Source organism: uncultured Rhodococcus sp. (assembly GCF_963525155.1).
GTDB lineage: Bacteria > Actinomycetota > Actinomycetes > Mycobacteriales > Mycobacteriaceae > Rhodococcus_F > Rhodococcus_F qingshengii.
This window is the reverse complement of record NZ_CAURKP010000003.1, coordinates 19,872-35,213: the sequence shown is the minus strand read 5'-3', so window position 1 is coordinate 35,213 and position 15,342 is coordinate 19,872. Positions and strand designations below refer to the sequence as shown.

Annotated in this window: 11 protein-coding genes; 6 read left to right on the top strand and 5 right to left on the bottom strand. The window is 63.7% G+C overall.

Annotated features, from left to right (window positions below):
• The first annotated feature begins 2 nt into the window (after positions 1-2).
• From RWT78_RS01220 to cysC, 4 genes are all read left to right on the top strand, one after another.
• Positions 3-944, top strand: a complete 942-nt coding sequence (locus RWT78_RS01220) for a copper resistance D family protein (protein WP_003944164.1) — start codon at positions 3-5, stop codon at positions 942-944.
• 122 nt (positions 945-1,066) lie between these two features.
• Positions 1,067-1,876 (top strand): trehalose 2-sulfotransferase, encoded by an 810-nt coding sequence (locus tag RWT78_RS01215; protein WP_007735934.1) that lies wholly within the window; start codon positions 1,067-1,069, stop codon positions 1,874-1,876.
• A complete protein-coding gene (gene cysD / locus RWT78_RS01210) occupies positions 1,873-2,787 on the top strand; it encodes a sulfate adenylyltransferase subunit CysD (protein ID WP_047272728.1) in 915 nt (304 codons plus the stop codon). Before RWT78_RS01215 ends, cysD begins: the two co-directional genes overlap by 4 nt.
• Complete coding sequence (gene cysC, locus RWT78_RS01205) at positions 2,787-4,667, top strand: adenylyl-sulfate kinase (protein WP_003944183.1); 1,881 nt, start codon at positions 2,787-2,789, stop codon at positions 4,665-4,667. The genes cysD and cysC overlap by 1 nt, the downstream gene beginning before the upstream one ends.
• Here the strand turns inward: cysC and RWT78_RS01200 are convergent.
• The 4 genes from RWT78_RS01200 to RWT78_RS01185 are packed head-to-tail and all read right to left on the bottom strand — an operon-like array spanning position 4,664 to position 11,643.
• A complete protein-coding gene (locus tag RWT78_RS01200) occupies positions 4,664-6,034 on the bottom strand; it encodes a sulfatase (RefSeq protein ID WP_003944134.1) in 1,371 nt (456 codons plus the stop codon). The genes cysC and RWT78_RS01200 overlap by 4 nt on opposite strands.
• A 56-nt stretch (positions 6,035-6,090) precedes the next feature.
• Entirely contained in the window at positions 6,091-9,288 is a 3,198-nt protein-coding gene (locus tag RWT78_RS01195) for a carboxyl transferase domain-containing protein (RefSeq protein ID WP_314673434.1), read from the bottom strand.
• Entirely contained in the window at positions 9,285-10,982 is a 1,698-nt protein-coding gene (locus RWT78_RS01190; RefSeq protein ID WP_007735929.1) for an AMP-binding protein, read from the bottom strand. Before RWT78_RS01190 ends, RWT78_RS01195 begins: the two co-directional genes overlap by 4 nt.
• A 25-nt stretch (positions 10,983-11,007) precedes the next feature.
• Entirely contained in the window at positions 11,008-11,643 is a 636-nt protein-coding gene (locus RWT78_RS01185; RefSeq protein ID WP_019746323.1) for a TetR/AcrR family transcriptional regulator, read from the bottom strand.
• A 150-nt stretch (positions 11,644-11,793) separates the two neighbouring features.
• On the opposite strand from RWT78_RS01185, the gene RWT78_RS01180 reads away from it, so the two are divergent.
• Together RWT78_RS01180 and RWT78_RS01175 are read left to right on the top strand one after the other, a co-directional pair.
• Positions 11,794-13,170 carry a M20/M25/M40 family metallo-hydrolase gene (locus RWT78_RS01180; RefSeq protein WP_314673428.1) on the top strand — a complete coding sequence of 459 codons (1,377 nt, stop codon included), beginning with the start codon at positions 11,794-11,796 and terminating at the stop codon, positions 13,168-13,170.
• Positions 13,167-14,738, top strand: coding sequence for a TRAP transporter large permease subunit (locus tag RWT78_RS01175; RefSeq protein WP_314673426.1), 1,572 nt, complete (start codon positions 13,167-13,169; stop codon positions 14,736-14,738). Before RWT78_RS01180 ends, RWT78_RS01175 begins: the two co-directional genes overlap by 4 nt.
• Before the next feature lies 1 nt (position 14,739).
• Here RWT78_RS01175 and RWT78_RS01170 read toward each other — a convergent pair whose 3' ends face one another.
• Positions 14,740-15,327: a DinB family protein gene (locus RWT78_RS01170; RefSeq protein ID WP_003944177.1), complete on the bottom strand. Its 588-nt coding sequence runs from the start codon at positions 15,325-15,327 to the stop codon at positions 14,740-14,742.
• Positions 15,328-15,342: the final 15 nt, after the last annotated feature.

Below are 15,342 nucleotides of genomic sequence, written 5' to 3'. Positions count from 1 at the left end.
GCGTGACGGGTACGGCAAACAGGTGGTGGTTGCTGTTTGCCGTACCCACAGCTCTGCTGGGAGTCCTGATCGCCTGGGGCCTCGCCAGCCCGTCGGGACCCGAATCGTCGAGCACGGTCCGCGTTCTCGCGATCGGATGTGGTTCGTTGACGCTCGGCATCGCGACGCTCGCCTGGATGGGCCGCAGTGAACGCCGCCCGGCGACAACCCCCGCCGTCATGTGGACTCAGCTCACCGCGGTGGCAGCAGTGTGGCTCGTCGCCGAGATCACGCTCCTCGTGCTCAATGCCGCAGCGGCCGACGGCGCCCCGGTCACCTCGCTGACCATCGGGCACTTCGGCGCATTCGTCTCCGAGGTCAACGTCGGCCGCGTCGGCGTCGCGATCATCGCGTGCGCGTTTGCCGTCGTCTGTTACGGCATCTACGGATTCACCAATCCCGAGACGGTGCCCGTCGCACCGGCATTGGTCGTCTCCGCGTTGGCGCTCGCTGCCCGCCCGATCACCGGGCACATGGCGCAGCAGAGCTTCGGATCGATCCTCGACGCCGTTCACGTCCTCGCTGCGGCCTTGTGGTTCGGCGTGCTCGCCGCACTCGCGCTTGCCGTACCGTCGCGCGGTGCCTGGGCGATCTGGTTGCCCAAGTACTCCGCTCTCGCATGGCGATGCGTCCTCGCGCTGGTCGTCACCGGTATCGTCAACGCCGTCGTGCGACTCGACTCACTCTCCGCCTTCTACGACACCGCATACGGCCGGGTGATCCTCGCCAAGATCGTGGCGATCGGACTGCTCGTCGCCTTGGGATGGTGGTGGCGCCGGACATGGGTGGTCGCGAGCGCTGCACACCGCATGAGTTCGGACGGATCCTTGCGTCGCGCCATCGGTGAAGTTGTCTTCATGGCCATCGCATTCGGGCTTGCTGCGGCCCTTGCGACAACTGCGTAAGACGTGCCTCAGCGCGACATTTCGTGACCCGCACATTTAACGTTTCACGTCGAGATTTAACCTCTACGTGAGTTTATTTTCCCAGCTTGCGGCGGTTTCCGGCCCCCCTTAGCGTTGCTCGCATGACGGAGGCCCAACGCTCGTTTCTCGTCTGCGCTTCGCAGCGCAGCGGCAGTACTTTGCTGGTCGAATCCCTGCGAGCAACCGGGGTCGCGGGTGAGCCGGAAGAGTTCTTCCAGTACCTCCCCGAGACCTCGCGATCGCCGCAACCGAGGCAGTGGTTCGAAGACGTCACGGACGAGTCCGTCCTGGGTCTGCTCGCCCCGTTCCACCCGGGCACGCCGGACACTCGCACCTCCGAACAGTGGCGCACACAACTTCTCGAACTCGGCCGAACCCCCAACGGAGTCTGGGGTGGCAAGCTGATGTGGAACCAGACGCCGCTCCTACTCGATCGCGCGGCCGGATTGCCCTGGCGCAGTGGGACGGACCTACGTTCCGCACTCCACGACACCCTCGATCACGACCTGCAGTTCATCCACGTCTATCGAGAAGATGTCGTCGCTCAAGCTGTGTCGATGTGGCGCGCCGTGCAGACACAGGTTTGGCGCGACGACGCGACTCCACCGAATCTCTCGGACGGTGCGCAGTACAACGCAGTCGGAATCGCGCACCTGGTGACGATTCTCGGTGAGCAGGAACGCCAATGGAAGCGCTGGTTCGAGGAAGAGGACATCTCTCCCATCGAAGTCGGGTTCCGCGATCTCACCGAAGACCCGCAGTCCGTGGTCGCAAAAACCCTCATCTCCCTCGGCCTCGACGGACAACTGGCCCCGCCACCGCCGCTGCGTCGTCAGAGCGACGGACGATCCCGCGAATGGGTGCAGCGTTATCGCATCGACGCCGAACAGAACGGATATCCCGTCACATGAGCACCGTCACCGATGTTGTCGACGAACTCCGAGTTCTCGAATCCGAAGCGGTTCACATCATTCGAGAGGTGGTGGCAGAACTCGAGAGACCGGTACTGCTCTTCTCGGCCGGCAAGGACTCGATAGTCCTGCTTCGTCTGGCCGAGAAGGCGTTTCGGCCCTCCCCACTCCCTTTCCCGGTCCTGCACGTCGACACCGGTCACAATTTCGAGGAGGTCATCGAATTTCGCGACCGCCGAATCAAGGAGGGCGGGCACACACTTCTGGTTGCTTCCGTTCAGGATTCGATCGACCAGGGCAGAGTGCAGGAGTCGACCGAGACCAGCGGATCGCGAAACCGCCTGCAGACCAGAACCCTGCTCGACGCTCTCGAAGCTGGAAGGTTCGACGCCGCGTTCGGTGGCGCCCGCCGGGACGAGGAACGTGCGCGCGCCAAGGAAAGAGTCCTCAGCTTCCGTGACGAGTTCGGCCAGTGGGACCCGCGAGCGCAACGGGCCGAACCGTGGTCGCTCTACAACGGTCGGATCAGACGCGGCGAGTCCGTTCGTGTCTTCCCGCTGAGCAACTGGACCGAGCTCGACATCTGGCGCTACATAGCCCAGGAGGAACTGGAACTGCCGTCCATCTATTTCGCGCACCAGCGGAGGGTATTCGAGCGCGACGGAATGCTCCTCGCTGCTTCCGAATTCAGCACCGACGCCGAGAACGCCGCGGCAACGACCGAGTGGGTGCGATATCGAACCGTCGGCGATCTGACCATCACCGGCGCCGTTCGATCGCACGCCACCACCATCGACGACGTCGTCACCGAAATCTCGGCCGCGACGGTTTCCGAACGAGGCGAGACTCGCGCAGACGACCGAACGTCGGTCGCCGCGATGGAAGACCGAAAGCGTGAGGGCTACTTCTGATGACCACCACCATCACTCGCCAACTCCTGCGACTGGCCACGGCGGGTAGCGTCGACGACGGCAAGAGCACGCTGATCGGCCGACTGTTGCACGACACCGACAGTCTGCCAACCGATCACCTCGATTCCGTCACCGACGAGCACGGTGTCGCCGACCTGGCTGCACTCTCCGACGGACTACGTGCCGAGCGTGAACAGGGCATCACGATCGACGTCGCGTACCGATTCTTCTCCACTCCGACCAGAAGTTACGTACTCGCCGACACCCCGGGGCACGAACGCTACACGCGCAACATGTTCACCGGAGCATCCAATGCTCACGTAGCGGTCCTGCTGGTCGACGCGAGGACCGGCGTGCTGCGTCAGACCCGTCGGCACGCCAGAATCGCCGCACTGCTCGGTGTTCCGAACCTTGTAGCCGTGGTGAACAAGATCGATCTGGTGGACTTCGACGAAGCGAGATTCGCTCAGGTGCAGGAAGAATTACGGGCCTTGGCACGGCAAGTCGGACGCGAGGACGTACTCGCCATACCGGTCTCCGCGAAAGCCGGCGACAATGTCGTGACGCGGTCCGAGAACACCGCGTGGTACGAGGGGCCGACGCTCCTCGAGTACCTCGAAGGCGTCGAACTCCATGCGCCCGCGACGCACATCGAGGAGCTTCGGCTTCCCGTGCAATGGGTTTCGCGCCCCGATCCGCAGAATCGTCGCCGGTACACCGGCCGGATTTCGGCAGGCACACTGAGCGTCGGAGACGAGGTAGTGGTCCTGCCGTCCGGATCGAAGAGCACCGTGATCAGTCTGGACACTCTCGACGACAACCGCAGTACTGCCGTTGCACCACTGTCGGTTTCGGTGGAACTGGCCGACGACATCGACGTCGGACGTGGCGACGTTCTGGTCAGCGGCGGTGCGCAGGCTCATTTGCCGGTTCTGGCCCGAGAACTCGAAGCCACGATCTGCTGGTTGTCCAACACACCGTTGCGCGCGGGCGATCGGATAGCGCTCAAACACACGTCCCGGACCGTGCGAGCGACCGTCCAAGAACTGCACACCCGTCTCGATCCTGAAACGCTCGACGAGCAGGACAGCCCAGTCGAACTGGGGCTCAACGACATCGGAACGGTCACGCTCCGAACCAGTTCCGTGGTGGTCGCCGACACCTACGACCACAATCGGGACTCCGGCGCCTTCATCCTGATCGACGAGCAGAGCAACGACACCGTCGGCGCCGGCACCATTCTCGAGCCACGCGTCGTCGTTCCCGGTGAGCAGACACGCAACGACATCAAGTGGCATCCGTCTTCACTCGAACGTCAGCGGCGGTGGGCGTCTACCACCCAGAAGGGCGCGACGATCTGGCTGACCGGCCTTCCTGCCTCCGGAAAATCCACCGTCGCTGTGGCTGTCGAACGTGCGCTGGTCGACGCGGGACGCACCGCGTATCTCCTGGACGGTGACAACGTCCGCCACGGTATCTCCGACGATCTCGGGTTCTCGCCGGGAGACCGGGCCGAGAACATCCGGCGCGTCGGGCATCTCACTCGACTGTTCGCCGACGCCGGCGTCGTTGCCATCGCGTCGATGGTCTCACCGCTGCGTTCGGATCGAGCAATTGCGCGTGCTCTCAACGAAGCTGCCGGGCTCACCTTCCTCGAAGTTGCCGTCACCACTCCCGTCGAAGAATGCGAACGTCGAGATCCCAAGGGCCTGTACGCACGTGCGCGGGCGGGTGAACTGAAGGGGCTCACCGGAATCGACGCGCCTTACGAGACGCCGGAGGATCCGGACCTGGCATTCGACACAACCGGCGCTGACATCAACGAGCTGGTCGAGCGGGTCATCGCATTGTTGGAGGAGCGCGAGACCGCACGAACCTAAGGGTTTTCGGTGTCCGACTCGAGGTAACCGCGGTCCGCACTGTAGGCGGACCGCACGTTGGGTCGGACACCGATCTTCTCGAGGTACGCCGCCATGCGGTGCACCGCCATCGCGCTTCCCAATGCCTCGTCCGGGAGACGATCATCCGTTTCGGCGCGCCACGTGTGAAGCTGCGAGGACAATTCCGCCTGTATTGCCGAGACTTCCGGTCGATCGATCAGATTGATCTTCTCGTCCGGGTCGGCACGAAGGTCGTACAGCTCCCGGGGTGCGCGTACCGCAAGATGCTCGGTGCCGAGCGCCTTTCCGGAAAGACTGTCCTCGATGTCGAGCGGTAGATCCAGAGCGGGGCGGACGGCGTAGTTCTCGATGTAGCTGTAGTCCTTGGTGCGCACCGCACGAATGGGATCGAAGCTGTCGTGAAAGGTCTTCTCCGTGAACAAGGAGGTACGAACGGGCTCGGACGGTTCGGTTCCGCGGTCGACGAGGGCATCGGCGTGCGAGCGCCCTTCCACCTCGGTGGGGACGTCGATTCCGAGCAGATCGAGAATGGTCGGAACAAGGTCCACACCGCTGAACAGTGTCTCGTATTCCTTTCCGCCACTGCGATACCGCGCGGGAGGCCGAGCGATCAAGGCAATACCGGTACCCGGGGCGTAGAGCGTCGACTTGGCACGCGGGAACGCCGCGCCGTGATCAGTGAGGAAGAAGACCCAGGTGTTCTCGTCGAGCCCCTCTTCCTCGAGGGTCGCGAGCAGTTCCCCCACCGCGGCGTCGGCCACCTCTACGCTGCCGTGGAATTCGGCCAGATCCTCGCGCACCTGTGGCACGTCCGGAAGGTATCCGGGGACCTCCAGGGCTGCGGTGTCCGCCGGGGTATAGCGATCGGCGGGGTACGGGCGATGCGTTTCGAAGAATCCCGTGGTGAGCAGGAACGGCTCGGGCGGGAAGCGTCGTAGCCAGTTCTGGGCACGCGGAACCACGTAGTCGCAGAACGAGTTGGTGACGTCGTACTCGTGATAGCCCAGTCGCTTCGGATACGCAGTCTCGTGCTGCATGCCGAACAGCGAGGTGTACCAACCGTTGTCGGAGAGGATCTGCGGGAGCGTCTGCACCTCCGCGTGGTACTCCCAGCCGTGGTGCGCCAACCCGATCAGACCGTTGTTGTGCGGATACCTGCCCGAGAAGAGCGATCCGCGCGAAGGCGAGCACAGCGGCGCCGTCGCGTGTGCGTCGGTGAACCGGATGCCTTCTGCCGCCAGTCGGTCGAGATGGGGGCTGTTGACCCCGGCGACACCGTAACTCGCGAGGTGTCGCCCCAGGTCGTGCCAATGAATGATCAGGACGTTATCTCGCGCAGCCGACACGTGGGCAAGGCTAGTTGCCCCGCCCACGTGCGGCAACAGCTCGAATCAGCAGGATCTCAACTGTTTCTGCCGAGTTGTCTGATCCATCCGCGGGTATCGGCCGGGTCGATGACGTCGTCCAGTTCGAACGTGGTCGCCGCCATCAGCGCCTTGCCCTGTGCGTAGGCCAGTTCCACGAACTGACCGAACAGCGTTTCCCGAGCCACCGGATCTTCGACGGACTCGAGTTCCTTGCGGAAACCGAGACGTACAGCACCTTCCAGACCCATCGGCCCGATCTCGCCCGTCGGCCACGCCACCGTGAACTCGGGGGCGTGGAAGGAACCACCGGCCATTGCCATGGCGCCCAACCCGTAACCCTTGCGCAGGATGATCGTTCCGAACGGCACGGTGAGGCGAGCACCGGCAACGAAGAATCTGCCGAACCTTCGGACCGTCGCCTCCTCTTCCGAGTCCGGGCCCACCATGAATCCCGGTGTGTCGCACAGGGTCACCAGAGGGATGCGGTGCGCTTCGAGCAGTTCCAGGAAATCCGAAGCCTTGTCCGAGGCTTCCGCGTCGATCGCGCCGCCGAGATGATCGCTGCTGTTCGCCAGCACACCGTACGGCACTCCTTCGACACGAACGAGTGCGGTGACTACACCGCGTCCGTAGTCTCGACGCAGTTCCAGGACGCTGTCGACGTCCGCGATTGCGTCGATCGCTCCACGAACGTCGTACGAGCGCAGGCGATTCTCCGGCACCACATGCCGCGGGAGCCGCGGATCCGGAGCCGTCCACTCTCCGCTCGCACCCTGGAAGTAGCCGAGGTACTGCTTGGCCAGCGCCACCGCATGAGCGTCGTCGTCAGCGACCAGGTGTACGACGCCGTTACGGCGCTGCACGTCGATGGGGCCGATGTCCTCGGGGCGGAAGTTTCCGAGCCCGCCGCCCTCGACCATGGCAGGGCCTCCCATGCCGATGTTGGCGTCAGGCGTCGCGATCAGTACGTCGCAGGCACCGGCCAGGGCCGCGTTGCCCGCGAAACAGCGCCCGGACACGACGGCGACCATGGGCACCCGCCCGCTCAGCGCCGCCATGGCGCGGAAGGTTCCCAGCTCGAGGCCCGCCCCGGCGCCGGCGTCGGTGTCACCGGGGCGACCGCCGCCACCTTCCGCGAACAGCACCACCGGAACTCGCTTGCGATCGGCGATCTCGAGCAGGCGGTCGGTCTTGGCGTGATTGCGCATGCCCTGGGTACCGGCGAGCACCGAGTAGTCGTACGAGATCACGACGCTCTCGCCGCCGCTGATGGTCGCCACTCCGCCGATCAACCCGTCAGCAGGAGTGTTGGCGATCAGGTCTTCCTCGCTGCGTCGACTGCGCTGCGCCGCCAGCGCGAGAGCGCCGTACTCGACCAGGCTGTCGTCGTCGACCAGGTCGTAGACGTTCTCGCGAGCAGTCCGGCGTCCCAGCTTGTGACGCTTCGCCACGGCTGCGGGCCGGGCCGGGTCCAGGGTCACCTCGTGGCGAGCGATGATCTCCGCGAGATCGGGACGCACGTCGTCGAGGTCCACCTCGTCGACCTCGGCGAGCTTCGATCCCGCGCTTGCACTACGGACGACGAGCAACGGTTCGCCCGCACCCACCGACCTCCCCGGTGACGACAGGACCCGGACCACTTCGAGATCACCGGGCGCCGAGAGAACATGCTGCATCTTCATCGCCTCGAGGACGGCAACCTGGCCACCCGCATGGACGCCGTCACCGACTGCCGCGAGTTCGACGACGATGCCCGCCATCTGTGCACGGACCACATCCTCGTCCGGTGCCACGTCCACAGACGAGGAGGGCGTTTGTGGGCCAACGTCGGGGACGAGGTCCGCCAATCGAGAACCCAACCAGTCGACGTCGACCAGGCCGTCGCGGAAGTCCTTGTCCGACAGTATTGCCTGCAGGAACTCGATGTTGGTCGCTACGCCGTCGATGGCGAACTCACTCAAAGCGGCAATCGACTTGCGCACCGCGGCAGGGAAATCCGATCGACGCGTGTGGGTGATCACCTTTGCCAAGAGCGAATCGTAACGCGCACTCGGCGAGAGCCCGACCGTACCGAAGGTATCCACGCGCACACCGGGCCCGCCCGGAGGAGTGAAGTTGTCGAGCGTGCCCGAGGAGGGCAACGCATTGCCGTCCGGCGTCATGGTTTCCATGTTGACGCGGGTCTGGATCGCGATTCCCGAAGCGTTTGCCACGGATCCGACTGTCTCCGAGCCCTTCTCGACAGCGATGATCCCTGTTGGCAGGTCCAGGTTCTCGAACGGAACTCCGTCCGAGATCGCGAGCTGCACGGCGACGAGGTCGACTCCGGTGACCTCCTCGGTCACCGTGTGCTCCACCTGAATTCGGGGATTGACCTCGAGGAAGACGAAGCCGCGTTCCTCGACGAGGAACTCGACCGTCGCGATGCCGCGGTAGCCGACCTCGGCGCACAGCCTCGCCGCCGCAGCGTGAAGACGCCCGCGCAGGGCCCCCGACAGCCCCTGCGCGGGCGCAACCTCGATCAACTTCTGATGGCGACGTTGGACGCTGCAATCGCGGTCACCCAGAGCGAGCGCGTGGGTTCCACCTTGCCCCGGTGCCGCCACGATCTGCACTTCGATGTGCCGAGCGTGCTCACTGAGTACCTCGGCGAACAGTGCCGAACTGCCGAATCCCGACTGGGCTTCGGCCGCACACACACGGTACGCGTCGTCGAGTGCTTTCGGGTCACGCACCGCGCGCATGCCGCGGCCACCGCCGCCGCTGAGCGCCTTGATCATGATCCCGCGGGAATTGCGCTCGAAGAATTCACGCACCTCGTCGAGGTCGGCGTTCGCCGATGTCGACGGCAGGACCGGTACGCCGGAGTCGACCGCCGCAGTGCGGGCGCTGGCCTTGTCGCCGAAAGTCCGGAGAACCTGGGCGTCCGGGCCGACGAAGACGATGCCCGCCTCGGTACACGCCTGCGCGAATTCGGCTTTCTCACTGAGGAACCCGTAGCCCGGGTGCACGTGGGTGGCGCCCGTTTCGGCCGCGATCTTCAGCAGTGCGCTCTGATCCAGGTACGCGGATGCGCCCGACGCTCCGAGCGGCACCGACTCCGTGGCCGCCGCGACGTGCGGACTGGACGCGTCGTCCTCGGCGTACACCGACACCGTCTCGATCCCGAGTTCACGGGCAGTTCGAATGATCCGCAGCGCAATTTCGCCGCGGTTCGCAATCAGCAGTCTCACTTGTCCCCCTGAGTGCGCTCGAACAGATCGCCCTTGCGCACCTTTCCTGTCGCTGTCATCGGAAGCGCCTCGAGCACTTCCACTTCGGGCACCTTGTACGTGGCCATGTTCTCCTTCGCCCACGAGACGATCTCGTCGGCCGCAGTGTCGGAACCCTCGACCAGTTGGACAAACGCAAAAGCCACCTGCCCCTTGTCCGGGTCCGGTTTCGGCACCACCGCAGCCTTTTCGATCGCCGGGTGCAGCATGAGCAGCGCTTCCACCTCGGAGGGAAAGACACTCATGCCGTTGGTCTTGATCATTTCCTTGTTCCGCGCCAAATAGTGCAAACCGCCACGCTCACTGAACTTTCCGACGTCACCGGTCTGCAGCCAGCCGTCACGGATGGCGTCGGCGGTGGCCGCCTCGTTGCGGTAGTACGCGGAAAGGATGGATGGGCTGCGCACGATGATCTGCCCGTGCTCGCCGACGGGCACCGGCCTGCCGTCGTGATCGACGATCAGAACGTCGGTGCCGGGCACCGGAATTCCGCAGAACACCGGCTCGCTTTTCAGGTCGTAGTCGCCGTCCTGGAAGCCGAGGGTGATCGTGTCCGCGGTGTGGGTTTCGGTCATGCCGTAGCTCGCTTCGCGCAGAACGCCGCCTGTAGCCTCGCGCCACCGCTGGCGCGTGGCCGGATCGAGTTTGAGAACGAACGAAACTGCCATGACGTTCTGGAGTGTCGAGAGATTTCGCTCCGCGAATCCTGGCGTGTCCATCAGTTCGACGTAATTGTCGACAGTTCCGACCAGCGAGGTCACGCCGTAAGCCTCGACAGCGTCGAGCGTGGTCTCCGCATCCCAACGATTCAGCAGGACCACGGTTCCGCCGTTGACGAGCGGAACCAGGATGCCGAAGTCCTCACCTGCGATCCAGAAGATCGGCAGAAACACCAGGGACACCGGCGGATTGGCACCCACCTGGTCACCGCCCGCAAGCGTCGCGGTGGCCGCGGTGTAAACCATGTGGCGCTGAGTGTGCTCACAGCCCTTGGGCATTCCCGTCGTTCCGCCCGTGTAGTTCAGGGCGGCGAGGGAATCGAGTTCGGTGGCGACAGGAGTCGCCCGCTCACTGGTGATGATCGACTGCCAGTCGCTCAGGCGCGGATCGTCGACCTCGAAGGGCAGTTCGACGGTCGGGATCGCCGTCAGCATGTCCGACACTGCAGTCTTCGCGACGTGTTCGAGTGGAGTCTGTGAGCGAACCTTCTTCACCAACTTCGAGAAGGTGTTCTGCGTCAGTAGGACCTTGACGCCGGCATCGTTGAGTTCGTGAATCAATTCATGTTCACGGAAGAGTGGATTGATCGGCACGTGAACCGCACCGACCTTGAGAATGCCGAGCATCGCGATATGGAACTGAGGGCAATTGACCAGGTGAACGCCGACGCGATCGCCGCGTTCGACTCCGAGTGACAGCAGCCATCCGGCAAAACGATCCGAAAGCTCGTCGTATTCGGAATACGTGATGACCCGGCCGTAGAAGACGATGGCAGGAGTATCCGGCCGCTCGATCGCCCAATGCCGCAAGTAATCGACAAGTCCCCCACCTTCGAGCGGATACTCGACGGCGCGGGGAATGCCGGCGGGCCAATGCGCTTGTTGCAGCGCAGAGATCTCCGCCAGAGCCGCTTCGAGCACGTCTTGTTCTGCCACCGATCACTCCATTCGTAAAAGAAATCTATTTCGACTCTTCGAACCCGATCAACCGCTCGGACATCGTCGTCATATCTGCAATGAACTGGTTCTGCTCTTCGACACTCGCCTTACTCAGTCGTGCTCCACCGGCCATCTGTGCGTCCGAGATCATCTGAACGAGCACCGGGGGCGAAACACAGGGATCTACGTCGTGAACCTGTCGAATCCGTTCGACAAAGCGGACGTAGCGGCTCACGAGCTTTTCGCGAACCGCCGACCAACTGCGCTCGACCTCGGAATCCACCCGCGCCCGATGCTCGATCACCGCGAGCAGGTCACCGTAGGTGTACACGGCCGTGATGAACGCCGACGTGGTCGTTCGGAGAACTTCGCGTAGATCCTCGGCCGCCGGGCCCTCCATGTGCTGAGCGTCGAGGAAGCGTCGGCACATCATTTCGGCGACGGCGCGGAAGACCTCGTCCTTCGACGAGAAGTACGCGTAAAAGGTCGCCCGGGACACATCAGCCCTGGTCGTGATCGTCTCGACCGTCACGGCGTCGTATCCGAGTTCGCCGAAGCAGAGGGCAGCGGTGTCGAGCAGTCCGGCACGGCGTGGACCGTCGCCGAGTTTGCGGGCTGTCCGCGCTCGCTCCTGCGTTTCACTGGTGGTCACCGTCACAGTGTGTGTTGACGTTGACGTCAATGTCAAGAATCGCGAGCCCGGCGCCCCACTTCGGCTTTTTGTTCGGGTCACCCTTTCACACCCCGCATATCGGGTGTAAGACTCTGCCTCTAATGTTTTTCGCCTTTCCCAGAAGGAGTCAATTCCGTGCCGGAAGAATCCGCCTCGCCCTCCTATTCCACAATCAAGGAAACAGTTGCCGCTTTGATGCCGGCACTGGAGTCGGAACTCGTCGAACTTGTTCGTATTCCGTCGATAGCAACAGAAGGTTTCCCCAGCGAGCCCCTGTTCGAGGCTCACGACCTGATCGTTTCTCTATTGGAGAAGTCCGGAGTCACGAAGATAGAGAAACTCGAAATAACAGGTAAAACTGCGCCGGTCATCATTGCAACAGTTCCCGGTCCAGAGGGAGCCCCGACCGTATTGATGTATTCGCATTACGACGTCGTTCCCGCCGACGACGTCGAACTCTGGGATTCACCGCCTTTCGAACCGAGCAAGCGTGACGGCGCGATTTACGGCCGCGGTACGGCAGATTCGAAGGCAAACGTCATCGGCATGATCGGCGCGCTTCGCGTCTTCGACGGAAAGCCGCCGGTGACGGTCAAGCTCGTCATCGAAGGCCAGGAAGAATTCGGCAGCCCCTTCGACAACTATCCGCCGGAAGCCCCCGAATTGTTTGCGGCCGACGCAATGGTCATCGCCGACGTCGGGAGCGTTCGACCCGGATCACCGACCCTGACCGTCGCACTGCGCGGATCCGCCCAGGTGATCGTCGAACTCACCACTCTCGGCGCCGACAAGCACAACGGCCTCTACGGCGGCGCCGCACCGGACGCCCGCCTCGCGCTCATCCGCGCACTGGCGTCGCTGCACGACGACAACGGTGACGTGGCGATCGACGGCCTCCTGCGCGAACCGTGGACCGGCAGTTCATACACCGAGGACGAGTTCCGCACCCTCGCCGAGATCCAAGACGGGCTTCCGCTGCTCGGAACCGGCGGCATCGGCGAACGCATCTGGTCGGGCCCGGCCATCACCGTGACGGGAATCGACGCTCCCCCTGTGGACGGTGCGGTCAACGCCGTCGCAAGCACTGCCCGCGCCGTGATCAATCTGCGCGTACACCCGCGCCAACCTGCCACCGAGGCGCAGGCTGCTCTGGTCCGGCACCTGGAAGCCCTGCGCCCCTTCGGTTTGCAACTGACTGTCACCGCGGGAGAAACCGGCGACGGGTTTGCGGCAGCCGAAGGTGGACCGGCCTTCGACGCGGCATTGTCTGCACTATCGCAGTCGTGGGGTGAGCCGGCCGGGCTGATGGCAGGCGGCGGCTCGATCCCCCTCGTGATGGCCTTGGATACAGCAGTGCCCACCGCCGAGAAGCTGTTGTTCGGCGCCACCGACGGTTACGCGAACATCCACGGCCCCAACGAACGAGTCCTGCTCGACGAGCTCGAGAAGGCCGTCGTCGCCAAAGCACTGTTCTTCCAGGAGTACGCGCACACCTTCGAGGTGAAGAAATGAGCACCGAAACCGACACGGGGTCCGCACCTACTCCGGCCAAGAAGAAGTTCGAGTTCCCCGGCGCGGTCACGATGCTCGCGATCGTCACCGTCCTGGTATGGATTGCGGCACTGTTCATTCCGGCCGGACGCTTCGGCGTCGACGTGGACGGCTCACCCGTTCCCGGCAGCTTCGAAACCGTCACGTCTCCGCTGTCGTTCTGGGAACGAATCCAGCAACTGATCCTCTCCCCCGTGAACGGCCTCTACGGCGTCCAGGATTCGATCACCGGGTTCGTCGACACCGACAACATCGGACGGCTCTTCGGTTCGGTCGGCGTAGTCCTCTTCATCATGGCGCTCGGTGCGTTCATCTCGGTCAGCTTTGCCACCCGCAGTCTCGAAACCGCTGTCTCCCAACTCGCTACCAAGCTCAGCGACAAGGGCTGGTTGCTCATCACCGTCATCATGGTGCTGTTCTCACTGCTCGGTTCGACAATGGGCTTCTCGGTCGAGACGTTCGGCTTCTACGCCCTGCTCATACCGCTGATGACGGCACTGGGCTACGACCGCATGGTCGCGGCCACCATGATCATCCTCGGCGCTCTGGTCGGAAACATGGCGTCGACCGTCAATCCGTTCTCGATCGGCGTCGCCTCCGGTGAGGCAGGCGTCTCCATCGGTGACGGCATCGTGCTGCGCGTGATCCTGTGGATCGTATTGACCGCTGTGGCAGTGGTATTCGTTCTCCGCTACGCCGCAAAGGTGAAGAAGGATCCGTCCAAGTCGCTTGTCGGCTTCGACATCGCGGACGACGAAGACGAAGAGTCGGCCGAGCCGGCCGAGCCGGTGGACATCGACGGCAAGCTCACCGGAACTCAGAAGCTGGTACTGCTCATCACCGGACTCACCTTCGGACTGATGATCTTCTCCGTCATCCCGTGGTCGAGCATCTTCGGCGCCACCACCGGTCCGGCCGAGTACGACGCGTACCACGTCACGGCAACCGAGCCCTACTGGTTCGAGTTGAACTGGTGGTTCCCGCAATTGGCGATGCTGTTCATCCTCGCCGCCGTTCTCGTCGGCATAGTCGCGAAGATGGGTGAGAAGAAGATCGTCTCCCTGATCACGCGTGGAGCCGGCGACATGGTCGGACCGGCGATCGTCATCCTGCTCGCTCGCGGCGTCTCGGTGATCATGACCAACACCGAAACCCTCGACACCATCCTCAACGCGATGGAGCAATTGGTCAGCGGCGCTTCGGCGGGGGTCTTCGCGATCCTGGTGATGCTCGTCAACATCCCGCTGGCGTTCCTGATCCCGTCCAGTTCCGGTCACGCCACCCTGGCGATGCCGCTGCTCGCGCCGCTGGGCGACTTTGCCGGAGTCAGCCGCGCACTCGTCATCACCGCCTTCCAGATGGGCCACGGCCTGATGCTGATGGTTGCCCCGACCAACGTCGTCGTTGTCGGCGGGTTGGCCATGGCGAAGGTCGGCTACGACAAGTTCCTGCGCTTCGTCTGGCCACTGCTACTGATCAACTTCGTGATCGTTGTCGTGGTGATCGGCGCAGCAGCGGTATTCGAGTAGTTCAAGCGTGGTGGGCCTCGCGTGCCGCCGTCTCCAGACGGTCGGTGTACTCGGCCCACCACGCCTCATCACCGGGAGCCAGATTGTTGTCGCCCGCCTTCATCCCAGCGGCGCCGTCGATCAGCTCCCGCACGATGTCCGCGTGGCCGGCGTGCCGATGGATCTCGGTGACAACGTGAACGAGTATCCGGTGCAGTGTGACGTCGCGACGATCCTCCGGCCAGTGCTTCACGAAGCCGGGGGCGTCCAGATCGTGCTCCTCGATCGTGGCGTCGGCGAAAGCCCAGGTGCGGCGATAGGTTTCGACGATGTCGGCAGTGGACTCGTCGGCGCGGGCCCACATGTCGACGTTGAGTTCCTCCGAACGCAACCACGCGGGGAGATCGGGAACCCGACGGCCGAACGTCGGACCGAAATACCCGAGCTCGACGCCGATCATGTGTTTGACCAGACCCAACAAGTTGGTCCCTGTCCGGGTCATCGGGCGCCGAATGTCATACTCCGACAGCCCGTCGAGCTTCCAGACGAGCGCATCACGTGCTGCCTGCAGGTACCGCTGGAGATCTTCCTTTTCCGAGTTGGTGGTCATGAAACCAACCTAAAC

Bases quoted from the DNA above. Each gene is read 5' to 3' on its own strand.
- RWT78_RS01215 (WP_007735934.1), top strand. From the start codon at position 1,067: ATGACGGAGGCCCAACGCTCGTTTCTCGTCTGCGCTTCGCAGCGCAGC.
- cysD (WP_047272728.1), top strand. From the start codon at position 1,873: ATGAGCACCGTCACCGATGTTGTCGACGAACTCCGAGTTCTCGAATCC.
- cysC (WP_003944183.1), top strand. From the start codon at position 2,787: ATGACCACCACCATCACTCGCCAACTCCTGCGACTGGCCACGGCGGGT.
- RWT78_RS01175 (WP_314673426.1), top strand. From the start codon at position 13,167: ATGAGCACCGAAACCGACACGGGGTCCGCACCTACTCCGGCCAAGAAG.
- RWT78_RS01170 (WP_003944177.1), bottom strand. From the start codon at position 15,327: ATGACCACCAACTCGGAAAAGGAAGATCTCCAGCGGTACCTGCAGGCA.